The organism is Bradyrhizobium sp. (assembly GCF_016213215.1).
In the GTDB taxonomy this organism is placed as follows: Bacteria; Pseudomonadota; Alphaproteobacteria; order Rhizobiales; family Xanthobacteraceae; genus Bradyrhizobium.
In genome coordinates this window covers 1-23,935 of record NZ_JACRAW010000074.1, presented here as the reverse complement: position 1 = coordinate 23,935, position 23,935 = coordinate 1, and the positions used below count along the sequence as shown (strand labels likewise).

General features: G+C 63.5%; 21 protein-coding genes and 1 pseudogene. 11 read left to right on the top strand and 11 right to left on the bottom strand.

The window, feature by feature from the left end; all coding sequences use genetic code 11:
* From rpoD to HY852_RS12955, 3 genes are all read right to left on the bottom strand, one after another.
* A partial coding sequence (rpoD, locus tag HY852_RS12965) for an RNA polymerase sigma factor RpoD (RefSeq protein ID WP_291605104.1) occupies positions 1 to 1,724 on the bottom strand: 1,724 nt, incomplete at its 3' end.
* 351 nt (positions 1,725 to 2,075) lie between these two features.
* Complete coding sequence (gene dnaG / locus HY852_RS12960; RefSeq protein ID WP_291605103.1) at positions 2,076 to 4,064, bottom strand: DNA primase; 1,989 nt, start codon at positions 4,062 to 4,064, stop codon at positions 2,076 to 2,078.
* A gap of 235 nt (positions 4,065 to 4,299) precedes the next feature.
* Entirely contained in the window at positions 4,300 to 4,698 is a 399-nt protein-coding gene (locus HY852_RS12955; RefSeq protein ID WP_291605102.1) for a gamma-glutamylcyclotransferase, read from the bottom strand.
* Between the two features lie 158 nt (positions 4,699 to 4,856).
* Here HY852_RS12955 and HY852_RS12950 point away from each other — a divergent pair, with 158 nt between their 5' ends.
* Complete coding sequence (locus HY852_RS12950; RefSeq protein WP_291605101.1) at positions 4,857 to 5,660, top strand: N-formylglutamate amidohydrolase; 804 nt, start codon at positions 4,857 to 4,859, stop codon at positions 5,658 to 5,660.
* Positions 5,661 to 5,666: 6 nt separating this feature from the next.
* Here HY852_RS12950 and HY852_RS12945 read toward each other — a convergent pair whose 3' ends face one another.
* Together HY852_RS12945 and HY852_RS12940 are read right to left on the bottom strand one after the other, a co-directional pair.
* Positions 5,667 to 6,284 (bottom strand): LysE family translocator, encoded by a 618-nt coding sequence (locus HY852_RS12945; protein WP_291605100.1) that lies wholly within the window; start codon positions 6,282 to 6,284, stop codon positions 5,667 to 5,669.
* 106 nt (positions 6,285 to 6,390) lie between these two features.
* Positions 6,391 to 8,079 (bottom strand): methyl-accepting chemotaxis protein, encoded by a 1,689-nt coding sequence (locus tag HY852_RS12940; RefSeq protein ID WP_291605099.1) that lies wholly within the window; start codon positions 8,077 to 8,079, stop codon positions 6,391 to 6,393.
* A 390-nt stretch (positions 8,080 to 8,469) separates the two neighbouring features.
* On the opposite strand from HY852_RS12940, the gene HY852_RS12935 reads away from it, so the two are divergent.
* From HY852_RS12935 to HY852_RS12925, 3 genes are read left to right on the top strand one after another with little or no spacing between them, the layout of a single operon-like run.
* Positions 8,470 to 8,784 (top strand): helix-turn-helix transcriptional regulator, encoded by a 315-nt coding sequence (locus tag HY852_RS12935; protein ID WP_291605106.1) that lies wholly within the window; start codon positions 8,470 to 8,472, stop codon positions 8,782 to 8,784.
* Entirely contained in the window at positions 8,777 to 9,244 is a 468-nt protein-coding gene (locus HY852_RS12930) for an SRPBCC family protein (RefSeq protein ID WP_291605098.1), read from the top strand. Before HY852_RS12935 ends, HY852_RS12930 begins: the two co-directional genes overlap by 8 nt.
* A 2-nt stretch (positions 9,245 to 9,246) precedes the next feature.
* On the top strand, positions 9,247 to 9,759 hold the full coding sequence (locus HY852_RS12925; RefSeq protein WP_291605105.1) for an SRPBCC family protein: 513 nt from the start codon (positions 9,247 to 9,249) through the stop codon (positions 9,757 to 9,759).
* A 42-nt stretch (positions 9,760 to 9,801) separates the two neighbouring features.
* Here HY852_RS12925 and HY852_RS12920 read toward each other — a convergent pair whose 3' ends face one another.
* A complete protein-coding gene (locus HY852_RS12920) occupies positions 9,802 to 10,578 on the bottom strand; it encodes a DUF2189 domain-containing protein (RefSeq protein WP_291605097.1) in 777 nt (258 codons plus the stop codon).
* Positions 10,579 to 10,764: 186 nt separating this feature from the next.
* Positions 10,765 to 11,445, bottom strand: coding sequence for a transglutaminase family protein (locus HY852_RS12915; RefSeq protein WP_291605096.1), 681 nt, complete (start codon positions 11,443 to 11,445; stop codon positions 10,765 to 10,767).
* A gap of 179 nt (positions 11,446 to 11,624) precedes the next feature.
* On the opposite strand from HY852_RS12915, the gene HY852_RS12910 reads away from it, so the two are divergent.
* The gene (locus HY852_RS12910; protein ID WP_291605095.1) at positions 11,625 to 13,361 is read left to right on the top strand and encodes an FAD-dependent oxidoreductase; all 1,737 of its coding nucleotides are present in this window, start codon (positions 11,625 to 11,627) and stop codon (positions 13,359 to 13,361) included.
* Between the two features lie 28 nt (positions 13,362 to 13,389).
* Here the strand turns inward: HY852_RS12910 and HY852_RS12905 are convergent, their stop codons facing one another.
* The 3 genes from HY852_RS12905 to HY852_RS12895 form a co-directional block, all read right to left on the bottom strand.
* A complete protein-coding gene (locus HY852_RS12905; protein ID WP_291605094.1) occupies positions 13,390 to 14,997 on the bottom strand; it encodes an acyl-CoA synthetase in 1,608 nt (535 codons plus the stop codon).
* Positions 14,998 to 15,084: 87 nt separating this feature from the next.
* Entirely contained in the window at positions 15,085 to 16,224 is a 1,140-nt protein-coding gene (locus HY852_RS12900; RefSeq protein ID WP_291605093.1) for an epoxide hydrolase family protein, read from the bottom strand.
* Between the two features lie 143 nt (positions 16,225 to 16,367).
* Entirely contained in the window at positions 16,368 to 16,823 is a 456-nt protein-coding gene (locus HY852_RS12895; RefSeq protein WP_291605092.1) for a GatB/YqeY domain-containing protein, read from the bottom strand.
* Positions 16,824 to 17,026: 203 nt separating this feature from the next.
* On the opposite strand from HY852_RS12895, the gene carA reads away from it, so the two are divergent.
* The 4 genes from carA (at position 17,027) to HY852_RS12875 (ending at position 21,253) form a co-directional block, all read left to right on the top strand.
* Entirely contained in the window at positions 17,027 to 18,217 is a 1,191-nt protein-coding gene (carA, locus tag HY852_RS12890; protein WP_291605091.1) for a glutamine-hydrolyzing carbamoyl-phosphate synthase small subunit, read from the top strand.
* 256 nt (positions 18,218 to 18,473) lie between these two features.
* The gene (locus tag HY852_RS12885; RefSeq protein ID WP_291605090.1) at positions 18,474 to 18,965 is read left to right on the top strand and encodes a PaaI family thioesterase; all 492 of its coding nucleotides are present in this window, start codon (positions 18,474 to 18,476) and stop codon (positions 18,963 to 18,965) included.
* A 48-nt stretch (positions 18,966 to 19,013) separates the two neighbouring features.
* Positions 19,014 to 19,550 (top strand): hypothetical protein, encoded by a 537-nt coding sequence (locus tag HY852_RS12880; protein WP_291605089.1) that lies wholly within the window; start codon positions 19,014 to 19,016, stop codon positions 19,548 to 19,550.
* A 248-nt stretch (positions 19,551 to 19,798) separates the two neighbouring features.
* Positions 19,799 to 21,253 (top strand): DUF1254 domain-containing protein, encoded by a 1,455-nt coding sequence (locus tag HY852_RS12875; RefSeq protein ID WP_291605088.1) that lies wholly within the window; start codon positions 19,799 to 19,801, stop codon positions 21,251 to 21,253.
* Positions 21,254 to 21,347: 94 nt separating this feature from the next.
* Here the strand turns inward: HY852_RS12875 and HY852_RS12870 are convergent, their stop codons facing one another.
* The gene (locus tag HY852_RS12870) at positions 21,348 to 21,905 is read right to left on the bottom strand and encodes a DNA starvation/stationary phase protection protein (protein WP_291605087.1); all 558 of its coding nucleotides are present in this window, start codon (positions 21,903 to 21,905) and stop codon (positions 21,348 to 21,350) included.
* 110 nt (positions 21,906 to 22,015) lie between these two features.
* Here HY852_RS12870 and HY852_RS12865 point away from each other — a divergent pair, with 110 nt between their 5' ends.
* A complete protein-coding gene (locus HY852_RS12865; RefSeq protein ID WP_291605086.1) occupies positions 22,016 to 22,726 on the top strand; it encodes a methyltransferase domain-containing protein in 711 nt (236 codons plus the stop codon).
* A gap of 493 nt (positions 22,727 to 23,219) precedes the next feature.
* Positions 23,220 to 23,935: pseudogene (locus tag HY852_RS12860) on the top strand (carbamoyl phosphate synthase large subunit); the annotation flags it as partial.

Below are 23,935 nucleotides of genomic sequence, written 5' to 3'. Positions count from 1 at the left end.
GGATTCGGTTCGCGGCCGTTTTCCTGGACAAAGATACGCGAAAAACGGATTATTTTATTAATCGTTTCAGTCATATGCACCGGAATCCTGATCGTACGCGCCTGGTCAGCGATAGAACGGGTGATCGCCTGCCTGATCCACCAAGTGGCGTAGGTCGAGAACTTGTAGCCGCGGCGATACTCGAATTTGTCGACCGCCTTCATCAGGCCGATGTTGCCTTCCTGGATCAGGTCGAGAAACTGCAGGCCGCGGTTGGTATACTTCTTGGCGATCGAGATCACGAGGCGAAGGTTGGCTTCCACCATTTCCTTCTTGGCCTGGCGCGCCTCGCGCTCGCCCTTCTGCACGGAGTGCACGATCTTGCGGAACTCGCCGATCTCAAGGCCGGTGAGCGCGGCAAGCTGGTGCACCTCGTGGCGCAGATCCCTGATGCGCTCCTTCTCGTGGTGGACGAAGTTCTTCCAGCCCTTGGCGGAGAGCTTAGAGACGCGGTTGAGCCAGCGCGGATCGAGCTCGGAGCCCTGGTAGTTGCGCAGGAAGTCCTCGCGCGCCACGCCGTGGCTGTCGGCCAGCCGCATCAGTCGGCCCTCGTAGGAGACGAGGCGCTTGTTGATGTCGTAGAGCTGCTCGACGAGCGAATCGATGCGCGCCTGGTTGAGGCGCAGCGACTTCACCTCGACGATGATCTCGTCCTTCAGCTTCTTGTACTTGCGCTCCTGGTGCGGCGACAGCGACTCGTTCTGGAGCTGGTTGGCGATGTCCTGCTCCTGCAGCTTGCGCAGCTTCTTGTAGTTGTCGGCGATCTTGTCGAAGATCTCGACGACCTTCGGCTTGAGCTCGGCCTCGATCGCCGCGAGCGACATCTGGTTCTCGAACTCGTCGTCGTCGTCCATGTCGGCTTCGGCGGCGGCCTCGGCGGGATCCTTCTCCTCGCCATTGGCCGGCGCGGCGGGCGCGGGGCGGAACGGCGTCGCCGACGGCGGCGCAGCCGGCGGCGCAACATGGGCGGGCGCGACAGCGGCCACGACGCCCTCGGCATCGGCCGCGGCAGGATCACCTTCCGCAACGCCGATGCCCGGGTTCATGCCGCCCTTGGCGTCGGGACCGGCATAGGTCGCCTCGAGATCGATGATGTCGCGGAGGAAGATCTTTCCTTCGTTGAGCTCGTCGCGCCAGATGATGATGGCCTGGAAGGTCAGCGGGCTTTCGCACAGCCCTGCGATCATCGCCTCGCGGCCGGCCTCGATGCGCTTGGCAATCGCGATTTCGCCTTCGCGGGAGAGCAGCTCGACCGTGCCCATCTCGCGCAGATACATGCGCACTGGATCGTCTGTGCGCTCGCCGGGCTCGGACTTCTTGACCTCGGTGACGGCCTTCTGCGTGACCTCGACAAGCTCGTTGTCGGTATCGTCCTCGGCCTCTTCCTTCTCTTCCTCGCCTTCGGCGTCGTCGGCCTCGGTCACGTTAATGCCCATGTCGGAGAGCATGGACATGATGTCTTCGATCTGTTCGGGCGAGGTGGTGTCGGAGGGCAGCACTTCGTTGAGCTGATCAAAGGTCACGAAGCCGCGCTTCTTGGCCTGCTTGATCATCTTCTTGACGGCGGCGTCCGACAGATCGAGCAACGGCGAAGGCGCGTCCGGGGAATCCTTCTCGGGGGCGTCCGCTGCCTTGTCGTCCTTTTCCTTGTCCTTCGCCTGCAGCGTCTTTGCCTTGGTGGCCATCCATTGCTCCTAAACGCGCTTCACGCAGGTGGCATTGCCGCGCCTGCCTGATCACTCAAACCTGTTTCGACACGGAAAGGGCGGCGCAAACCTTCCGCCACCCCTCAACTGCTCCACCGGATTTGTCGCTCAACACCCGTCAACCGTTCTCGGATAAGGGATGTCGGCTTTCCGAACTACAAACGGCGGGATGGTTTCGCAACCGCCCGCCTTCCGGTGAACCGACGGCCGCTTGGCCGGAAAGTGCTATAAAGCTGTTAAGCCTCGATTAACCCTGTTTTTGCCGCCAAACCTTGGATTTGGCGAGTCTTTTCGCGGTTCCGGCCGGCACCGTCCGCAGCAAATTGCGAATCAGACGCTTTTCTGGAACCGGCCCGACAGCTCGCCAAAACCCTCGATCAGGGCCTCGGTACCGTCGACCTGGGCCATCCGAGCCTTGACGTCGCGCAGCCACGCCAGATTGGCCTCGCTCATCTCCTCGCCCAAGGCCAGTTCGGCATCCTTCAACTCCCTAAGTAGTGAATGCCACTGCCGATGCAAGGCAACGAGCTGCTGCCACGTCGCCAGCACGTCATCGCGCGCCGCCCCCTCGCGCGCGCCCCACACCGCCCCGGTCGTGATCGCGCACTCAACCCTTTGAAGAAGCTTTGAAAATTCGCCAGCCTCGATGTCCGAGCGCATCTTCTCGGCCTGCTCCGACGGGTCCGGACTGTGATGACGCTCGTTGGCAAAGGCGGCGATGATGCCGGCGCGAAGTTTGTGCGCCTCCGGGTGGGCCAATTCCAGCGCGGCCACCTCCTCGAGGTGTTCGTGCAGGAGCCAGGGGTGATTGACCAGGCATTGGAGGATCAGGGCCTCGCGCCGCGAGATGGCGCTGCGCTGGCCCCTCATGATCGGGCTAGCCGCGAGCTGCGGGCTGGCCGCCTGGTAAGGGCCGGCCGCCAGCGCGGGGGCGGCCCCTGGCTTGCCGCGCCCGGGGCCAGCGAATCGGCCGGCCCCGCGGGAAGGCCGGGGTGGAAAGCGCCGGCCTGATTCGGCCCGGCCGCGGCCGGCGTAGTAGCGGCCGCCCTCCGGGGCGAAGCTGCGCTGCAGGCGCTCGGCGAGATCCTGGCGATAGTAGCGGCGGACCACCTCGTCCCGGATGTTGTTGGTGAGTTCGCCGATGCGCGCTTCGAGCGCGGCGCGACGTTCGGGCGTGGCAAAATTGCCGCCTTCGACCTCGCGCGCCCACAGCATGTCGGCGAGCGGACGCGCCGCGGCGATGACGTCCTCGACCGCGCCGCGGCCGCCCGAGCGCACGAGATCGTCAGGGTCCTGGCCTTCGGGGAGCAGCGCAAAGCGCAGGCTCTTTCCCGGCGCGAGGAACGGCAAGGCAAGGTCGAGGGCACGATAGGCCGCCTTCTGCCCGGCCTTGTCGCCGTCGAAGCACAGGATCGGCTCGTCCGCCATCTTCCACAGCAGCGCGAGCTGGCTTTCGGTCAGCGCGGTGCCGAGCGGGGCGACGGTGGCGGCAAAGCCGGATGTGACCATGGCGATGACGTCGACATAGCCTTCGACCACGATCAGGGAGCTGCCATTATGCGCAGCCTCCCGCGCGGGCCCGTGGTTGTAGAGATTGTTGCCCTTGTGGAAGAGCGGGGTCTCCGGCGAATTCAGGTATTTCGGCTGCGCTTCCTTCTCCAGTGACCGCCCGCCAAAGGCGATGACGCGGCCGCGCAGGTCAGTGATCGGAAACATCACGCGATCGCGGAAGCGGTCGTAGGGCACCGGGATGTCGTGGCCGGCAATCAGCAGCCCCGCCTCCACCATGTCCTCGACCGGAATGCCATGCGAGCCGAGATGCTCCTTCAGGGCAAAGCGCTCGGGCGGCGCATAGCCGAGGCGGAACTGCAATTGCGTCGCCGGCGAAATCGCGCGGTCGGCGAGATAGCCGCGCGCCTTGGCGCCAACACGTGAAGCCAGCGTGTCGATGAAGAACTTTGCCGCGAGCTCCATGACATCGTGGAGAGTCTTGCGGCGCTGCTCGTGGCGGGCGGCATCGGGGCTGGCCACCGGCAGCGGCAGGCCCGCCATCCCCGCCAGCCGCTCCACGGCTTCGGTGAAGGAGACGCCTTCGGTCTCCATCAGGAAGCTGATGATGTCGCCGTGCTTGCCGGAGGAGAAGTCGTGATAAAAGCCCTTCTGGTCGTTGACGAAGAAGGACGCCGTCTTTTCCTGCTGGAACGGCGACAGGCCTTTCCACTCCCGCCCCGCCTTCTTCAGCTTGACGCGCCGGCCCACGACTTCCGACACCGGAAGCCGGGCACGCAGCTCGTCAAGGAATTGGGGCGAAAAGCGCATGGGGGATGCTTTGGGTCCAGTCGGGGCCGGTGCCAACCGAATAGGCATATAGGCACGCCCCGTCAAAATACGAAGATTCTGCTGGTTATCCGAGTTGTTCGACCTGTCCACAGCCCCCGTCATTCCGGGGCGCGGCCAAGCCGCGAGCCCGGAATCCATCGCGCCATCTCAACGCTGGGAGAAATGGATTCCGGGGTCGCCTTCTCGGTCGCACAGGAATGACGGAGCTGGGTGGCTAGCCTTCCACGAAACGTCCCGACTCGATGCGCGGCAGCTCCGTGACCGGCCAGTTGTAGACATAGGTCCAGGCTTCCGATATCTCGCCGCGATCGAGCGTCACCGTGACCAGCTTGCGGAGATATTCCGTCGGCTCGGCAAAACCTTCGCCGCACGCTTCGTACATGTCGAGCTCGCCGAGCAGCTCGTCGCGCGCGCGCAGGCGGAACAGTTCGCCATGAACCGCCTCAGTAGCATCGTCCGAGAGCACGAGTGCCGGGTAATACGTCACGCGATAGAGCCGGCCCCGGCACGTCGCGGGTCCGAGCAGGTCGGCATTGGCGGTGAGCAGCTTCGCCATCGGATTATCGAAGCCGCGCATCAGGGTGCCGTAGACGAATAGACGATCGGAGATCATGGTTGGCTCTATAGCCGCACTTCCCCGCCAAGCGAAGCGCTTACCGCATGACGGCCTGCGCGCGAGCGGCTTGCGCTTCGCCCGCCGGCGCGCCATGAGAGATCCTCATATCCCGCGCGAAACCGCATCACCCTTCGACAGAGAGAAACAACGCAACAATGGCTTCGGACGCGGCCAGCACACCATTCCGACTGCTCGGCAGCAGCGACGTCGCACCGGTACACGAGATCAACGTCGGCGGACCCTCCCCTTTCCTTCTCACGGCGGACCATTACGGCCGGCTGATGCCGAAGAGGCTCGGCGATCTCGGTCTCTGCGAGAGCGAGTTGTCCCGCCACATCGCCTGCGACATCGGGATTGCCGGCGTCGCCGAGCGCCTTGCGAAAATGCTGAACGCGCATCTGATCGCGCAACGCTATTCGCGCCTCGTGATCGACTGCAATCGCCCGCCGGTGGTCACCAGTTCGATCCCTTTGATCAGCGAAGCCACCGCCATCCCCGGCAATCAGGACATTACCCCGGAGGAGAAGGATGCCCGGCTGACCGAGGTTTTCGAGCCCTATCACCGGCGCATCGATGCCGTGATCGACGAGCGGGCGCGGGCGAAACGGGCGACGGTGCTGCTGGCGCTGCACAGCTTCACGCCGGTCTATGACGGCGTGGCGCGGCCCTGGCACATCGGCGCGCTCTATCACCGAGACCGGGTCCTGCCGCCGCTCCTGGTGCGGCACCTGCGCGAAGAGAAAGATCTCGTCGTCGGCGACAACAAGCCCTACGCCGTCACCGACCTCACCGACTATACGATCCCCGTACACGGCGAGGCGCGCGGTCTCAGCAACACCGGCATCGAGATCCGCCAGGACCTGATCGCCGACGAGAAAGGCCAGCAGCAATGGGCCGAGCGCCTGGCGCGCGCCTTTGGCAGGATCGAGACCGAACTGCGCGCGCAGCAGCTGCTGTAGCCGCGCTCACCTTGCCCGCGTCAGCGCGAGCCAGATGCCGCCGCCGATCATGAAGGCGCCGGAGATGCGCGAGACGAGCCGTGTTCGGGAAGCGGAAAAGATCAGCCGCACGCGGCCGGCAAGCAGTGCGTACATCGCATCGCTGGCGGCGGCGGCCACCCTGAAGGTCGCCCCCAGCAGCGCGACCTGCGGGAAGTGATCGCGCTTCATGTCGACGAACTGCGGGATGAACGCGCCGAAGAACACCAGCACCTTGGGGTTACTGAGCAGCACAAGAAGCCCCTGCAGGAAGAAGCCGCCGCGCGGAGGCGGTGGCGGCTCGCCGACCTTCAACCCTTCAACGGGCAACAGGACCAGCTTGATGCCGAACCAGACGAGATAGGCGGCACCGGCAAAGCGCACCCAGTCGAACCAGTAGCCCATGGTCGCCATCAGCGAGGTCAGGCCGACTCCCACGATACCGATCACGATCGCGAAACCCGTTTGCGCGCCAGCGACGTTGATCAGTGCGGCACGGGTGCCGTGGCGCAGGCCGTTGGCGATGACCAGCGTGACCATGGGACCGGGCAGGATCGCGACCGCGATGCAGGCCGCGACATAGGCGAGATAGACTTGCAGGGACATGGGCAGGCTCACCGGAAGGGGAGCCGCCATCTAGCATGCGGCAGAAGACGCCGGAAGACGGCGCGCGATCAGAGCTGACGCGCGTTTCACGCAGATGCGCGCTGTCTCATGCGGCGCGGATCGCAGCCACGAACTTGTCCACTTCCTGGCTGAGGCGATTGCTCTCTTTCAGCAGCGCTGCGGAGGTGCTGCGCACCTGTGTCGCCGCCGCACCGGTATCCACGGCGCCGCGATTGACCTGGCCGATGCTGCTTGCAACCTCGCTGGCACCGCATGCCGCTTGCGAGACGTTGCGGGCGATTTCCTGGGTCGCCGCGCCCTGCTCCTCGACCGCGGCACTGATCGCCGTGGAAATCTCCGAGATCCTGGCGATGGTCGCGCTGATCTCCTTGATGGCCCCGACCGATTCGGCTGTCGCGTCCTGCATTTGCGCGATCTGGCTCGAAATTTCGTCGGTGGCCTTGGCGGTCTGAGACGCCAAAGCCTTGACCTCCGTGGCGACCACGGCAAAGCCGCGGCCCGCCTCGCCCGCCCGCGCGGCTTCGATCGTGGCGTTCAGGGCCAGGAGATTGGTCTGATCGGCAACGTTGGTGATCATCTTCACCACTTCGCCGATCCGGCCCGCGGCCTGGGACAACTCCGCCACGCGCTCGTTGGTCTGCTCGGCCTGGGACACCGCCGCACGCGCGATGCGACTGGCTTCCTCGACCTGCTTGGCGATCTCCGAGACCGACGCTGCCATCTCTTCGGACGCCGCGGCGGCCGAATTGACGTTCTGCGACGACTGCTCCGACGCGGAGGCGGCATTCGATGAAAGCCCCTGTGTTGCTTCCGCGGTTCGGGTGAGGGTGGCGGCTGCGGCATCGATTTCCGACGAGGCCGAGGACACGACCCTGGCAATCCGCCCGATCGAGACTTCCAGCTCGTTCGCCACCCGCGTCATGGCAGCCTTGCGATCCGCTTCGGCGCGCTCCTTCATGCTGTCGTGCTCGGCCTCCATCTGCCGCACACGCTGCGCATTTTCCCGGAACACCTCGAGGGCGTGCGCCATCGCGCCGACTTCATCCTTGCGCGAGATGAAGGGAATTGAAACCGCGAGATCGCCTTCGGCGAGTTTCTTCATGACCCCGGTCATTCCCGTGATCGGACGCACAACGCCGAAACCGACGCCGACAACCCCGGCCATGACGATCAGTATGGCGAGCCCGGACACGGACCACAGGGCGATCGAGAACGATCGCAGGCTGGCAGTCGCCTCGGCCTCGGTGGCCGCATTGGCATCGGTGGTCTGCTTGACGATTTCGTCGATGATCGCCCGGTGAGCCGTGTAGGCGCTCGCAACTTCGGCGTAGCCCGCGGCGGCCGCCTCGGGCTTGCCGCCTTGAACGGAAGGCAGGAACTTCTGCTCGACAGCCGTCCAGAACTTCCGAACCTCGGCGTCCGACTTCTCGATCAGCAGCTCCTTGAGCGCCGGATCGAGGTCCGATTTCAGCCAGTACTCGCGCCGATCGTCGTAGTCCTTCTTCAGCTGCGAAAGCCGCTCCCGACGCGCCGCGAGCGATGCGGGATCGCGAAGCGCCAGCGTCACCTCCAGATAGGCCTCGATGACGTACTCCGGCGGCGGAAGGATGTCCGCAATCAGATCGTTGCCGAGCTTGATCTTGTTGTAGAGCGGCCCGCCGACCTTGAGATAGCCGAGCGAAAGATAGCTCGTTGCAATGATCGCTCCAAAGCTGATTGCAGCAAGGAGACCAAAAGCAACAATCGCGCGGGAAATCGTCAAACGAAACGTCATGGCAGGAAGCCTTCGAGCTGGAGCCTGCGCGATGTGTAATCGAATTGAATTAAGTTTTCGCTTAGCGGCGCGTCGGGATTCGGCATTTTAGAAATGCCAAGATGCCTCAAAAGAAGGCACTTGCCCGCTGCTACACACGCAGCGCGTGGCATGATGAGTGTCTCGAAACCAAAAGTGGCGACACGCTGCCCAAATCGAATGCAACGACCCCACACGACAACCTTTCGTGTATTGGACGACCATCCAGCGCGGCTGTCAGCCACTTCTTCGTCGACTGAGACTGCAGGAAGTCGAGCGCTTCATGCCGCATGCCCGATCCCAGGCGCGCGAAGCGTTCGCTCAACAGATCCATCTTGACATGCAACTATTTGGTTGCCTATTATCGCCGCCATGGATGAAGTCTTCAGAGCGCTGGCCGATGGTTCAAGACGGTCGCTCCTGGACAGGCTTCACGCCAGGAACGGACAGACGCTGAACGAACTCTGCGAGGGCCTGGACATGACGCGCCAGGCCGTCACCAAGCACCTTGCGATTCTCGAACAGGCCAGTCTCGTCACGACCTTCAAGCACGGCCGCGAGAAGCTGCACTATCTCAATCCGGTGCCGATCCATCAGATCGGCGAACGTTGGATCAAGAAGTTCGAGCGCGGCAAGCTTGCCGCGCTCAGCGACTTGAAACGTCAACTGGAGAAGCGTGATGAGTAAGCCCGAATTCGTCTATGTCACCTATATCGAGACCACGCCGGAGAAATTGTGGGAGGCGCTGACAAACAGCGACTTTACCCGCCGCTACTGGTTCAACACCGATGTCAGGTCCGACTGGAAGGTGGGATCGCCCTTTGCCCTCGTCATGGGCGGCAAGACCACCGATACCGGCGAGATCCTCGAAGCGGATCGGCCCCGACGGCTGTCCTACACCTTCCGGCACGAACTCATCGAGGCGATGAGCAAGGAGCCTGCGACGAAGGTCGTCTTCACCATCGAGCCCTATGGCAATCTCGTGAAGCTGACGGTGACGCATGAAGGCTTTGTCGAAGGCAGCAAGCTGTTCGACGGCATCTCCAAGGGATGGCCGGCGATCCTGTCGGGTCTCAAGAGCCTGTTGGAAACCGGCGAGGTGCTGACGATTCCTCCGGCGGCGCTTGGCATCGAGGGATTTGCGTGACCATGGAGCTGGCGAAATTCAAACCACTCACGGTCTACACCATCTTCATCGCTGCAACGCCGGAGAAGGTGTGGGAGGCGCTGACGAGGGCCGAGTTCAGCCGCAAATATTTCTTCGGCTGTGCGGTGGAGATCGAACCGCGCGTCGGCGGCGCTCTCCTGGTGAAGGCGCCCGACGGTTCGCCCCACATTACCGGCGAGGTGATCGAACATGATCCGCCGCGGAAGCTGACGGTGAGCTGGAACGTCGACTGGCCGGGCCTGGTCGAAAGACTGGGCCCCACCCTTGTCACCTATGAGATCGATCCGGCGGGCGAAGCCGTTCGGCTCACCATGCGGGAGTTGCACGATCGCCCGCTCAGCGACGACATCCTCTCGGGCGGACGGCAGGGCTGGCCCGCGATCCTCTCCAGCCTGAAGAGTCTGCTGGAGACCGGCAAGGCACCCAGCATCCGAATGGCGCCGCCGCAGCGCATGCTGGACGCTTTGAAGGCGATGGGAATCAAGACGCCCTAACCACGCGGGGCAGATGAGTTCCGTTGCCGAAAACGGCGGCGGTCAGGCCGGCACCGGCGCGACGATGCGTCGGTAGAGATGCCATGTCGCGTGGCCGAGCACCGGCAGCGTCACTACAAGCCCCAGGAAGTACGGCAGCGCCGAGACGATCAGGAGCATCACGATCACGGCGGCCCAGCCGATCATCGGCAGCGGACTGGCGACGACCGCCCGCACGCTTGTCACCATCGCGGTCACGAAATCGACCTCGCGGTCGAGCAGCAGCGGAAACGACACCACCGTCAGCGAGAACAGGATCAGCGACAGCGCAGCGCCCACCGCATTGCCGATCGCGAGGAAGAGCAGACCTTCATTGGTCGTGAGGACCACGGTGATGAATTCATGCAGGCTCGCGAACGAGGCGTTCAATCCAAGGAGCAGCGCGATCAGGAGCCGCACCTGATACATCCATATCACGAACACGAACAACGTGACGAAGGCCATCCAGCCGATCTCGCTGCGCGAACGCACCGTGGTCCAGATGGCGCCGAAGGAGACCGGTTCGCCGCGCTCGCGGCGCCGGCTGACATCGTAAAGGCCGATGGCGACGAACGGACCAACCAAGGCAAAGCCCGCCGCGAGTGGATAGGCGAGATAGACCAGGCCGAACGCGGTAAGGCTCAAGATGATGATGATGCCGCCTGCGGCGTAGAGCGCGCCGAAGGCGAGCCCATAGAGCGGTAGTGCCTGGAAATCCCGCAGCCCCTCGCCCAGCGCTTCCGCGATATCGGCCGCCGACACGCTTCGCACCACAGGATCGACCTTGCCCGAAATGGACATGGGCTTCCTCCCTTTATGCTCTTGTCGGCGCGGTCTGTGCCGCGCTCGATTCAACGGGAGGAATGCTACTTGCGATCGCCTGTCACGTGCAAGCCAGTAGCAGCGAAAGGTCACATTTTACCGCGATTGCCCTCGCAATGATGGACGGAGCCCGCAATGGACTTTGCGCCGCGCGGCAGGCGCGGCTCAGCCTTCCATCGCTTCCCGTTCCATGTCGCGACCGGACAGGTCTTCGCCCTGCATGTGGGCATAGTCGCGCGCCATTTCCCGCATCAGGAACTTGGCGGGAACATCGTGATACGACCCATGGTCGTTGATGTACTGCATGTAGGTCCGGCCCGCGCCGTCGAAGGAATGCAGCAGCGCGTCGTTGTGGCCGTCGAAATCGAGCGGATGCACGCCGACCTTGGCGCAGAGCGTATCGTTGAAGGTCGGAGTGGCCTTGCGCCAAGCGCCATCGACATAGACTTCCGAAAAACCATGCCAGGTGAAAATGTCCGTCCCCATGCTCTGGCGCAGCTTCTCGGTCGTGAGGTGGTTGCGCACGTCGGCGAAGCCGACGCGGGCGGGAATGCCGTGGACGCGGCATGCGGCGGCGTACAGCGCCGCCTTGCCGACGCAATAGCCGTGGCCGGCCACGAGCACGCTCGAGGCGCGGAACGTCTCGGGGGTGCGCATGTTGACGTAAGGGTTGTAGCGGATGCCGTCGCGCACCGCCTTGTAAAGCACGCTGGCCTTGGTGCGGTCGCCCGCGTTTGCCGCAACCGCGGTGTTCGCGAAATCGTGCACGGCAGGATGGTCGCTGTCGATATATTCGGCGGGATCGGTATAGAGGCGGCGGATGGCGTCGGGAAGAATGTCGGTCATGCTGGCAGCTTAGCAGTCCGCCCTCGCACAATTCAATCCGGCAAGCTAAATTGACATTCCCAAGAAAGAATACCGTCATCGAACGGAAAAGCGGAGGATGCCCATGATCAGGTAGCTACGGCCTGCGCGGTTTCCGCTGCCATGACCTCGGCAACCATCGCTCAAGTCTGGGGGCTCAGATGACGACCACCGAAAATCGAAAAGACGGCGACGTTTATGACTGCGACGTGCTGGTGGTCGGCTCCGGCGCTGCCGGCATGTCGGCGGCCATCACCGCGGCCCATGCGGGTCTCAAGGTCGTCATCACCGAGAAGGAGCCACGCTTCGGCGGAACTACTGCGCGCTCGGGCGGCTGGCTGTGGATCCCCGGCACGTCGCTGGCGCGCGCCTGGGGCATCGTCGAAAGCGCGGACGAGGCGCGCACCTATCTGCGCCACGAGGCCGGCAACAGCTTCGATGCGGCGCGGGTCGACGCCTTTCTGACCGCAGGGCCCGAAGCGGTCGATTTCTTCACAACGAAGACCGCCCTGCGATTCGACATGCCGCTGACCTTTCCGGACTATCACGCCGAAGCGCCGGGAGGAACGCAGGGCGGCCGCTCCATGGTGACGCGGCCGTTCGATGGACGCGAACTGGGCGAGCACATCAAGTATCTCGGCGCTCCCCTGCCGGAACTTACCGTGTTCGGCATGATGCTGGGCTCAGGCAAGGAGATCATTCATTTCATGCGGGCGACGAAATCGCTGACGTCGGCGATCTATGTCGCAAGACGCCTGTCCAGGCATTTCATGGATGTCGTGCGTTACGGCCGCGGCATGACGCTGACAAACGGCAACGCGCTCGCCGGCCGGCTCGCCAGATCGGCGTTCGACCTCAATGTCCCGCTATGGCTGTCCTCGCCGGTGCGCGAATTGATCGTGACGAACGGCGCGGTCGTGGGCGCCGCGGTCGAGCGCGAGGGACGGCGCGTACGCGTCCGCACCGCGCGCGGCGTGGTGCTCGCCTGCGGCGGCTTTCCGCATGATGTGGTGCGGCGCAAGGCGATGTTTCCGCACGCGCCGACGGGACAGGAGCATTGGTCGCCTGGCCCGACCGGAAACACCGGCGATGGCCTGAGGCTGGCGGAATCCGCCGGCGGACGGATCGAAGACGGCCTGCCGCATGCGGCCGCCTGGGTCCCGGTGTCGATCACGCATCGGAAGGACGGCAGCCAGGGCGTGATGCCGCACTTCATCGATCGCGCCAAGCCGGGCGTCATCGCGGTTACGGCGGACGGAATGCGGTTCGCGAATGAAGGCAATTCCTACCACGACTTTGTCCAGGCGATGGTCAAGGCGGCGAAGCCGGGTCGCGAGACCGCGGCGTTCCTGGTCACGGATCATCGGGCCTTGCGCCGATACGGGCTGGGCTGCGTGCCGCCGTTTCCGATGCCGATCGGCGGTTATCTGCGCTCCGGCTATCTCAAGCGCGGCGCGACGCTGGCGGAACTTGCGGCGCAGGCCGGGATCGACGCGAAAGCACTCGAGGCCACGGTCGCCCGGTTCAATGAGACCGCCGTCGAGGGACGCGATCCCGACTTTGGCAAGGGATCGCGCGCCTACAACCGCTACCAGGGCGACGCCCTGCACGGGCCGAACCCCTGCGTCGCGCCGATCAATGACGGTCCCTTCTACGCGATCAAGCTGGTGATCGGCGACCTCGGCACCTATGCCGGCATCCGGACCGACGAACATGCTCGCGCGCTCGACGCCGACGGCCATCCGATTCCGGGCCTCTACGCCGCCGGCAATGACATGGCGAGCATCATGGGCGGCAACTATCCCGGCGCCGGCATCACGCTCGGCCCGGCACTGACGTTCGGCTATATCGCCGGCCGGCATCTTGCCGGCAATGCAACGGAAAAGAACGCTGCATGAGCACGCCGACTGGCGGCCCGGCCTTGCATCATCCCCGCGCGCGCAATTCGCGCCGCAGTACCTTGCCGGTCGCGGTCATCGGCAGCGTCTCAGTGAACTCGACGTGGCGGGGATATTCGTGCGCCGCGAGCCGCAGCTTGACGAAATTCTGGATCTCGCGCGCCAGCTGATCGCTCTTCACAACGCCCGGGCGTAGCACGATCCAGGCCTTGATCGCCTCGGTGCGGATCGGATCGGGAATGCCGACCACCGCCGCCAGTGCCACGGCCGGGTGCTTCAACAGCGTGTCCTCGATCTCCGACGGTCCGATGCGGTAGCCGGCACTGGTGATGACGTCGTCCTCGCGGCTCATGTACCAGAAATAGCCGTCCTCATCCTGGCGGCCGAGATCGCCGGTGACCAGGAAGTCGCCGACGAACTTCTTGGCGGTTGCTTCGGGATTACGCCAGTAGCCGAGCATGGTGACGGGATTGGGCTGGCGCACGGCGATGATGCCGCGCTCGCCGCGCGGCTTTTCCTTGCCCATCTCGTCGATAATGCGCACGTCGAAGCCCGGCGTCGGCTTGCCCATCGAGCCGGGCCGGATCGGAAACAGTCGAGAATTGCTGCCGATGACGAGGTTACATTCGGTCTGGCCAAATACTTCATGGGCATCGATGCCGAAGGTAGCGCGCACCCAGTCGAGCAGTTCGGCCCCGAGCGACTCCCCGCCGGTGAAGATGCTGCGCAGCTTCACGCCGGGATGCTTGACGTTTGCCTGCCTCATCAGCTTCAGCGCGGTCGGCGGCAGGAACACGCAGCGCACGGCATGATCGGCCATCAACTGCATCGCCGCCTGCGGCTCGAACTTCCGGGCGCGATGGCCGACTACGGGTACGCCGTGATACCAGGCCGGAAACAGCGCATCGAACAGGCCGCCGATCCAGGCCCAGTCGGCCGGCGTCCACAACACGTCGCCCGGCTTGGGCAGGAAATCGTAGACCATCTCGACATTCGGCAGATGGCCGAGCAGCACGCGATGGGCGTGCAGCGCACCCTTCGGATTGCCCGTCGTGCCCGACGTATAGATGATGATGGCGGGATCGTCGCAGGAGGTATCGACCGTCTCGAAGCTGCTTGATGCAGCCTCTATAGAGGACCAGAAGGATCTGGTGCCGCGCGGCGCGCCATCTACGATGTAGACGCTGCCAAGCTCCGGCAGCCGGTCGCGGATCTTCGACAGCTTCTCCCAGCCGAGCTCGTCAGTGACGACCGCCTTCGCGCCGCAATTGTTGAGGCGAAACTCCAGCGCATCCTCGCCGAACAGCGCAAACAGCGGCACGGACACGAGTCCGGAGCGAAACGCGGCGAGATGGACGATCGGCAATTCGACAGACTGCGACAGGAACACCGCGACGCGGTCGCCACGGGCAAGACCGTCGGCCTTCAGCACATTGGCAAAGCGGCACGACCAGTCATGCATTTCGTCGAAGGAGATGCGCCGTGCGCCGCCATCCTCGTCGACATAGATCAGCGCAAGGCGCTTGGCTCCATCGGCGTGGCGGTCGCAAGCGGCAGAGGCGATGTTGAAGCGCGCGGGGATGTCCCAGCGAAAGTTGCGGTAGAGTTCGTCGTAGGTGGAAGCTTCGGTTAGCATGGCAGCGGCCTTGGTCGTCGTCCCGTTATCTTCTTGTTGAAGATCAGTTTACGGGCACAAGCGCCCGATACAAGGGCGACGAGGGTCTCAGCGCAAGGTCCTGAAGAACGCTCGGACATCGTGCACGAACAGCTCCGGCTGCTCGAAGGCAGCGAAGTGCCCGCCTTTCGGCATCTCGCTCCAGTGCGTGATGTTGACGAAGTTGGGCTCCATCCAGCGACGCACCGGCGTGACGATCTCCTTCGGAAACACGGCGATCCCGGTCGGAACCTTGACGGTGTGCGTACCCCTGCGACGGCCGAAGCTTTCCCAATAAAGCCGCGCGGACGAGGCGGCCGTCGCCGTCACCCAGTACAGCATGACATTGTCGAGTAATTCGTCCTTGTTGAAGATGTTCTCGGGGTGGCCGCCGCAATCGGTCCAGGCCCAGAATTTCTCCAGGATCCAGGCCGCCTGCCCGACGGGGGAATCGGTGAGCCCATAGCCAAGCGTCTGCGGGCGCGTCGACTGCTGCTTGGAATAACCGGAATCCCAATCGGCGTAGTGCTTGAGCCCGGCAAGCGCCCTCTTTTCTTCCGGCGTCGGGTCGCCGTCGATTTTCGGTGCCGTGTTGATGGCAAGCGTGATGTGGATACCGGCACAATGTTCGGCATCCTGCGCTCCGAGCGCAATCGTCACGGCCGAGCCCCAATCGCCGCCCTGCGCGACGTAACGGGCATAGCCAAGCCGCGCCATGAGCTGGCCCCAGGCGGCAGCAATCCGGTCGACGCCCCAGCCGGTAACCGTCGGTTTGGCAGAGAACCCGAAACCGGGCAGCGACGGACACACCACATGAAAGGCGTCGGCCGGATCACCGCCATGTGCGGCGGGATCGACCAGAGGTTCGATCACTTTCATGAACTCGACTACCGAGCCTGGCCAGCCGTGGGTGATGATCAAGGGCAACGCGGACGGCTCTTTCGAGCAAACGTGCAGAAAATGGATGTCGAGGCCATCGATCCCGGTCATAAACTGCGGGAAGCGGTTGAGACGGGCTTCACGGTCGCGCCAGTCGTAGTTCTCCGCCCAATGGCGGCAGATCTCCTGAATCCAGCTCAGCGGCGCGCCCTGGCGCCAATCATCGACCAGTTCCGCCTCCGGCCAGCGGGTTCGCTGGAGCCGTTGCTTGAGATCCGCAAGTACGTCCTCGCCGATTCCGATGCGAAACGGCTTGATGGCGCTGGGCATGGGTTGCTCTCTTCGTTGCCTCATTCGGGGACGATGCGTCAGCATCGAACCCGGAATAAATCAAACCGCCGAGCACCTTGCCCAATGGATTCCGGGCTCGCGCTTCGCGAGCCCCGGAATGACAGTGCATGTCCCCTGCCCGCTCAGCCGGTCAACGCCGCCTTCACCAGACCGCTCGCCTTGGCAAAATCCATCTGGCCCGCGTACTTGGTCTTGAGCGCCGCGATCACCTTGCCCATGTCCTTCATGCCGGCCGCGCCCGTCTCGGCGATGATGGCGGCGATCGCTTTCTTCACGTCGTCCTCCGACATCTGCTTGGGCAGGTAGGCCGAGATGACGGCGATCTCCTCGCGCTCCTGGGCGGCGAGTTCGGCACGGCCGCCCTTCTCATAGAGCTCGACCGCTTCCTGGCGCTGCTTGATCATTTTCTGGAAAACGGCGAGCAGCTCGGCATCCGACAGCGGCGGCTTGCCCTGGCCTCGGGCTTCGATGTCGGCATTCTTGATCGTCGAATTGACCATGCGCAGCGTGGAGAGCTTGCGCTCCTCCCTGGCCTTCATGGCCTCCTTGACCGCATTGTTGATGTCGTCGCGCAGCATGGTCGTATCCTTTCGGCCCTGTTCGCCTTGATCTAGGCCGTTCCCGGCGTCGAAACAACTTGGTTCCGTGGACGCGCCGAGTTTGCCGATTTCGGAGAAGCCCGGCCAAAACGGCCGAAACGCCCTCAAACATGCAAAAACGCATGTGAATCCGCCCCGTTCTGCTTTGACGGCGGCCGTTGCTCCGACTATCTAGGGGCCTCATGACCACCACCGAAAACGCTTCCGCCTGGCCGGACCTCAAGCCGACCGCGCTCCTCGTGCTCGCCGATGGAACGGTGCTCGAAGGCTTTGGCCTCGGGGCCGAAGGACATGCCGTCGGCGAGGTCTGCTTCAACACCGCGATGACCGGCTATGAGGAGATCCTGACCGACCCCTCCTATGCCGGGCAGATCATCACCTTCACCTTCCCGCATATCGGCAACGTCGGCACCAACGACGAAGATATCGAGACGGTGAACATGGCGGCGACGCCTGGCGCGCGCGGCGTCATCCTGCGCACCGCGATCACCGAGCCATCCAACTACCGCGCTACCCGCCATCTCGACCAGTGGCTTCGCGCGCGTGGCATTGTCGGCCTGTCAGGCATCGATACAAGGGCACTGACCGCGCTGATCCGCTCCAAGGGCATGCCCAACGCCGTGATCGCGCATTCGAAGAGCGGCCAGTTCGATCTCGGGGCGCTGAAGAAGGAGGCGCGCGAGTGGCCGGGGCTCGAGGGCATGGATCTCGTGCCGATGGTCACTTCCGCCCAGCGCTTCACGTGGGACGAGACTCCCTGGGAGTGGAACAAGGGTTTCGGTCACCAGACCCATCCCGAATTCAACGTGGTCGCCATCGACTACGGCATCAAGCGCAACATCCTGCGCCTGCTCGCCGGGGTCGGCTGCAAGGTGACGGTGGTGCCGGCGACGACTTCGGCCGAAGACATTCTGGCGATGAACCCGGACGGCGTGTTCCTGTCGAACGGGCCCGGCGATCCCGCGGCGACCGGAAAGTATGCGGTGCCCGTCATCCAGAAGGTGATCAAGTCGGGTAGGCCGACCTTCGGCATCTGCCTCGGCCACCAGATGCTTGGCCTCGCCGTCGGCGCCAGGACCAAGAAGATGCATCAGGGCCATCACGGCGCCAATCACCCGGTGAAAGACGAGACTACCGGCAAGGTCGAGATCACCTCGATGAACCACGGCTTTGCGGTCGATCAGGCCACGCTGCCGAAGGGCGCGACGCAGACGCATGTGTCGCTTTTCGACGGCTCGAACTGCGGCATCCAGCTCGACGGCAAGCCGGTGTTCTCCGTGCAGTACCACCCCGAAGCCTCCCCGGGACCGCGCGACTCGCATTATTTGTTCCAGCGCTTCGCCGACCTCATGCGCGAGCGCAAGCGGGCGTAGAGCCTTCCTCCGTTCTTCTTTCGTTATTGTACCCGGGCTTGTTCCGGGCACCCAGGTTTTGCGCGTCATTCCGGGATGGTCCGAAGGACCAGACCCGGAATCTCGAGATTCCGGGTTCGATGCTTTGCATCGCCCCGGAATGACCGAGTAGCCAATCGCGTGACAAAGCCCGCCATGACGCAAGGACCGCATTTGCGCTGGTCTCGGAAAATGTAGTTATTATGATGATCATCATAGTAACAGCACGAGAGGAGCCATGAGCCCCACCCCCATCGTCGAATACGGCGTGACCTCGCCAGAGGTGCTTGCGTCGATGGCCGGCATCGATTTCGTCCGCGGCATCTTCGAAGGCAGACTGCCGGCGCCGCCGATCATGCAGGCGATCGAACCCTACGACTCCACGGCCGAACTCGGCGTCGTCGTGATGTACAGCGTGCCCGGATTTCGCCACTACAACCCGATCGGCTCGGTACACGGCGGCTACGCCGCGACCCTGCTCGATTCCGCCATGGGCCTTGCGGTGCACAGCACCCTGCCGCCGGGCTCGGGCTACACCACGCTGGAATTCAAGGTCTCGTTCATCAAGGGCATGACCAAGGATACCGGCCCGGTCCGCACCGAGGGACGCACGCTGAGCGTCGGCCGGCGCGCCGCGACCGCCGAAGCGCGGATCACCGACGCCGCGGGACGGCTGCTCGCCCATGCCACAACGACCTGCCTCGTTTTCGAGCTGCCAACGGGAACGTGAGGCGGCATGCCCGGTTGATCCCGCTCCCCTCTCGTCTCGGAGCAAGCGATGACCGTGATCAGCGATGGCAAGCCGCTCATATTTGCGTTTGAGGACGATGGCCTCGTGCCGAACAACCGGCTGCCGCTCCTCATCTACAAGGGCGCAATCAATGTCGACGCCCTCGAACCGGAGCAGATCATCGAAGACCGGTTCGGCGCCAATGGCTGGGGCGACATGTGGCGCAACGGCATTTTCGACTATTTGCACTACCACTCCACGGTTCATGAGGCGCTTGGGATCGCGCGCGGGAAGGCACAGGTGCGGTTCGGCGGCGATCGCGGCACGACACTGGATATCTCCGCCGGCGACGTCGCGATCCTGCCCGCCGGAACCGGCCACCAATGCCTGTCGGCAAGCCCGGATTTCAGCGTGGTGGGCGCCTATCCGCCCGGGCCGAAGATGCAGATCACGCACCCGACGCCGGAAAATCATGCCATCGCGCTGAAGACAATTCCGCAAGTACCGCTGCCGGAGAGCGATCCGGTCATGGGTAAGAGCGGTCCGCTGGTGCGGCTGTGGAATCGCGGCGCCGCATCGGTGTGAAACAAACCAAAAAATGCATCAAAACGTCCCACGAAAACCTCCTCGGCAGGGGCAGCGTCCGACGAGTGCCCCCACCAAGATGGCTGGCCGCATTTTATGCCTGTGCTACTATAATGTGCGGAGCTAGCTGAAGAACGCACTTCAAGACCGTCACTTTCCTGCATCACTTATGCGCATCCACCTGATGGCCTCATGCTCCGAGCTTCTCACAAGCGGCCATTGCATACATCAGAAGAGGAGGAGTCGACATGCTTCGAGGGATTCTGACGCTGACCTTGTCTCTCTGCCTCGGCGCGACTGCTGCGCCGGCACAAACAACTGGACCCATCAACGAGGAAGAAGCGCGCGCCATTGCGGTCGACGCCTATGTTTACTTCTATCCCCTCGTGACAATGGAGATCACGCGGAAGCAATTCACGAACGTCGAGCCGGGCAAGGATGGCTTCAAGGGGCCGATGAATACGTTCGTCAACGTGCGCGAATATCCGCCGGCGGACTTCAAAGGTGTCGTGCGCTCTAATTTCGATACATTGTATTCCTCGTCATGGCTGGACATGACCAAGGAGCCGGTCGTCATCACCGTTCCGGATACCGATGGACGCTACTACCTGCTGCCTATGCTTGACATGTGGACCGATGTCTTTGCCTCGCCAGGCTGGCGAACCACGGGCACGAAAGCAGGGACCTTTCTGATAACGCCGGCCGGCTGGCGTCCGGATTTGCGTGAAAGGTTTGCCGAGGAGTTCAGGCTACCGAGGGAGACTCAGCGGATCGAAGCGCCTACGCCTTACGTATGGGTGATCGGCCGCACCAAGACAGACGGTTCAGCGGACTACGGCGCGGTTCATAAGATCCAGGCCGGCTACAAGGTCACGCCTCTTTCCGAGTTCGGAAAAACGCCGAAGCCGATGGAGGTCAAGATCGATCCCGGCGTCGACATGAAGACGGCACCGAAGCTGCAGGTCGATAACATGTCGGCCGGCGTCTATTTCGCCAACGCGGCCGAGTTGCTGAAACTTCACCCGCCGCACATCACCGATGAGCCCATCATCGCGCAGATGAAGAGAATCGGTATCGAGCCCGGTAAGAGCTTTGAAATCAGCAAGCTGGATCCCGCCGTGCAACGGGCGCTGGAAACCGCTCCGCGGGAAGCTCAGAAGCTGATGGCGTGGAAGGTGCCGACCCTGGCACGTGTCGCCAACAACTGGTCCATGAACACGGATACCATGGGCGTTTACGGCAACTACTACCTGAAGCGGGCGATCGTTTCGCAAGTGGGACTTGGCGCCAACCTGCCCGAGGACGCCATCTATCCGCTCAATCTCGGCGATGAATCCGGCAAGCCTCTCGACGGCTCGAACAAGTATACCATCACGTTCGAAAAGGGCGCAGCACCACCGGCCCGCGCGTTCTGGTCGATCACGCTGTACGATCCGGAAGGCTTCCAGGTCAGTAATGTCCTGGGCCGCTTCGCCGTGAGCAGCTGGATGCCGTTCAACTACAATGCGGACGGTTCGCTTGACCTGTATGTCCAGAACGAAAGCCCCGGCAAGGATAAGGAAGCCAACTGGCTGCCGGCGCCCAAGGGAGCTTTCAATCTGACCATGCGTCTATACGCGCCGAAGTCCGAGGCGCTTACCGGCAAATGGAATCCGCCGCCGGTGGTGCGAACACAGGCAACGGTAGGCCTGTCGGCTCAGTGAGGCGGGCCACCGGCCCGAGCACGCCCCGCGGGGAGCGATCTAGAGAGCAGTTCTGGATTGCTATCCCGGGGCACCACGGTGCGAATAGGACGTCTCACGCCGCGTTGCTGCCTTCCTGGCGGCTTGCCTCGAACAGGAACCAGGTGCGGCGCTCGGCCTCGTCGATGAAGGTTTCGAGGATGCTCGCGGTGGCCGCGTCCTCGTGCTCATCGGCAGTGTTGCGCGCCTTTCGCATGGCAGCGGCCATGCGCTTGTTGTCCTCCATCAATTCGCGCAGCATCTCGCGCGGGGGGACGAATTCCTCGTTGTTGTCCTTGATCGTCTGCAATTTCCCTATCTGGCCGATCGACTTCAGGGTGACGCCGCCGATCTTGCGCACGCGCTCGGCAATCTCATCGGTGGTCTTGAAGATCGCTTCCGATTGCCCATCGAGCAGACGATGATAATCGTGGAAATGGCGCCCGCTGACGTGCCAATGGAAATTCTTGGTTTTGACATAGAGCGCAAAGGCGTCGGCCAGAAGCACGTTGAGCGCCTCGGAGACCCTGTCGACAGCCTCCTGCGGCAGATCCGTCGGAGTGTCGAGATCCGGCGAGATCTTGTCGGAGAAGATTTTTTCAGAGGGGGTTTTTTCGGCTTTGGCTTTGCTCACGGGGAACCTTCCTGTTAGGAGCGGAGATTGACGGCGCGCCGCCATCCCCCTAACGCAGGCATCATCGCCGGTTCCGCGCCCGGAACCGGCCGTGCTGGGACTCTCGAGTCATGGAAGACTGGATCGACTATTACGATTCCACGCACACGATTTACGCGAGCAGGCTGCATCGCGACCTGCACTTCGAACTCATTGCCCGCGACATCATCGGCTACATCACCTCACCCGACGCCGTGGTACTCGACTATTCCTGCGGCGAGGCGCTCTCCGCCGCCAAGGTGGCGGAAGCCTGCGGCATGCTGATCCTGGCCGAACCCGCGCCCGGCGTCCGCGGCCGGCTGATCGCGCGTTATGCCCCCAACACCAAGATCCGGGTGCGCTCGCTGGAAGACGTGCGGAAAATGCCCAAGGAATCTGTCGATCTGGTGGTGATGAACTCGGTCGCCCAGTACATGACGCTGAAGGAACTGGATTCGGCGCTCGTCGTGATCCGCGGGCTGCTGAGACCCTCCGGTCGCCTGATCCTCGGCGACATCTTGCGGCCCGAAGTCGGCATGTTCCGGGACGTCCTCGCGCTGCTGCGGTTCGGGGCGCGGCACGGTTTCCTCAAGGATGCACTGGTCGGGCTCATCAGCACCGCGCTCTCGGACTACCGCCAATTGCGCTCGCGTGTCGGCCTTCAGCGTTACAGCGAGGCCGAGATCACCGCCAGGCTGGCCGACGCCGGTTTCACCGCCTCCCGCGCCCATGCCAATATCGGCCACAATCCCTGGCGGATGACTTTCGTCGCACGCCCGGCCTTCGCGCGGTCGGCGCATTAGGGTTAAGAATGGCTAACCATGGCCCCGGCCCGCCTGATCGGCCATGATCAGGCTGGCCCGGTGGCGGAAAGCGTCTACGCGAGGGCGGTGCATCGTCCTTTATCCTGGTTCAAATCCAGGCCGGGTCTCCAGCCTGCACCGCTCCTGAAGCTTCGGCCGGAAGGCCGACGGGGTGCCGGCAGCCCGCTACAGTTCGACGAGCGATGCCGGACCGCGCCCCCTTCCCCAAAATGGCGGTTGATGGCCCCTTTTCAGGGGTTTCGCGGCTGCGGAATCTGGTCTAAAGACCACCCGCGCGCGAGGTGAACGCCCGCGCTAGCGCATGATCCGCCAAAGCGTGAGCGGTTTGGCGCCCAGGTTATGCGCTCTTGAGAGTTCAGGAGCGCGATCGGACGCAAGACCGGCTTGCACTTTTGCTGATCGCGCTTCGGCCCCAGGGGACGCGCGGCAGGCGCGCCCTTTTTTTGTGCCCGATTTTCTGTTCGCGAGAGTTATGCCCAAACGAACCGACATCTCCACCATCCTGATCATCGGCGCCGGTCCCATCGTCATCGGCCAGGCCTGTGAATTCGACTATTCCGGCACGCAGGCCTGCAAGACGCTGAAGGAAGAGGGCTATCGGATCGTCCTCGTCAATTCCAATCCGGCCACCATCATGACCGACCCGGAATTGGCGGATGCGACCTATATCGAGCCGATCACGCCGGAGATCGTCGCCAAGATTATCGAGAAGGAGCGCTACGTCGTCCCCGGCGGCTTTGCGCTGCTGCCGACCATGGGCGGTCAGACGGCGCTGAACTGCGCGCTTTCGCTGCGCCGGCAGGGCACGCTGGAAAAGTTCGACGTCGAGATGATCGGCGCCACCGCCGACGCCATCGACAAGGCGGAAGATCGCCAGCTGTTCCGTAACGCGATGGAGAAGATCGGCCTGCAGACGCCGAAGTCACGCCTGGCCAACGCCTCGGCGCTGAAGAAGGGCGATCGCGACCAATACCTTGCCGACCGCGCCAAGCTGTCCGGCAGCGCGCTGGAGGCATTCGAGAGCCAGTGGGCCGCGGGCGAGAACGAGCGCCGGAAGCGCTACCAGCAGCAGGCCCTCGCGGAAGCACTGATGGCGCTGTCCGAGGTCGGGCTGCCCGCGATCATCCGCCCGTCCTTCACGCTCGGCGGCACCGGCGGCGGCATCGCCTACAACAAGGCGGAGTTCAT

Bases quoted from the DNA above. Each gene is read 5' to 3' on its own strand.
- HY852_RS12905 (WP_291605094.1), bottom strand. From the start codon at position 14,997: ATGCTAACCGAAGCTTCCACCTACGACGAACTCTACCGCAACTTTCGC.
- HY852_RS12940 (WP_291605099.1), bottom strand. From the start codon at position 8,079: ATGACGTTTCGTTTGACGATTTCCCGCGCGATTGTTGCTTTTGGTCTC.
- HY852_RS12910 (WP_291605095.1), top strand. From the start codon at position 11,625: ATGACGACCACCGAAAATCGAAAAGACGGCGACGTTTATGACTGCGAC.
- HY852_RS12885 (WP_291605090.1), top strand. From the start codon at position 18,474: ATGAGCCCCACCCCCATCGTCGAATACGGCGTGACCTCGCCAGAGGTG.
- HY852_RS12875 (WP_291605088.1), top strand. From the start codon at position 19,799: ATGCTTCGAGGGATTCTGACGCTGACCTTGTCTCTCTGCCTCGGCGCG.
- HY852_RS12955 (WP_291605102.1), bottom strand. From the start codon at position 4,698: ATGATCTCCGATCGTCTATTCGTCTACGGCACCCTGATGCGCGGCTTC.
- HY852_RS12950 (WP_291605101.1), top strand. From the start codon at position 4,857: ATGGCTTCGGACGCGGCCAGCACACCATTCCGACTGCTCGGCAGCAGC.
- HY852_RS12945 (WP_291605100.1), bottom strand. From the start codon at position 6,284: ATGTCCCTGCAAGTCTATCTCGCCTATGTCGCGGCCTGCATCGCGGTC.
- HY852_RS12895 (WP_291605092.1), bottom strand. From the start codon at position 16,823: ATGCTGCGCGACGACATCAACAATGCGGTCAAGGAGGCCATGAAGGCC.
- HY852_RS12915 (WP_291605096.1), bottom strand. From the start codon at position 11,445: ATGACCGACATTCTTCCCGACGCCATCCGCCGCCTCTATACCGATCCC.
- carA (WP_291605091.1), top strand. From the start codon at position 17,027: ATGACCACCACCGAAAACGCTTCCGCCTGGCCGGACCTCAAGCCGACC.
- HY852_RS12925 (WP_291605105.1), top strand. From the start codon at position 9,247: ATGGAGCTGGCGAAATTCAAACCACTCACGGTCTACACCATCTTCATC.
- HY852_RS12930 (WP_291605098.1), top strand. From the start codon at position 8,777: ATGAGTAAGCCCGAATTCGTCTATGTCACCTATATCGAGACCACGCCG.
- HY852_RS12865 (WP_291605086.1), top strand. From the start codon at position 22,016: ATGGAAGACTGGATCGACTATTACGATTCCACGCACACGATTTACGCG.
- HY852_RS12880 (WP_291605089.1), top strand. From the start codon at position 19,014: ATGACCGTGATCAGCGATGGCAAGCCGCTCATATTTGCGTTTGAGGAC.
- dnaG (WP_291605103.1), bottom strand. From the start codon at position 4,064: ATGCGCTTTTCGCCCCAATTCCTTGACGAGCTGCGTGCCCGGCTTCCG.
- HY852_RS12900 (WP_291605093.1), bottom strand. From the start codon at position 16,224: ATGCCCAGCGCCATCAAGCCGTTTCGCATCGGAATCGGCGAGGACGTA.
- HY852_RS12935 (WP_291605106.1), top strand. From the start codon at position 8,470: ATGGATGAAGTCTTCAGAGCGCTGGCCGATGGTTCAAGACGGTCGCTC.
- HY852_RS12920 (WP_291605097.1), bottom strand. From the start codon at position 10,578: ATGTCCATTTCGGGCAAGGTCGATCCTGTGGTGCGAAGCGTGTCGGCG.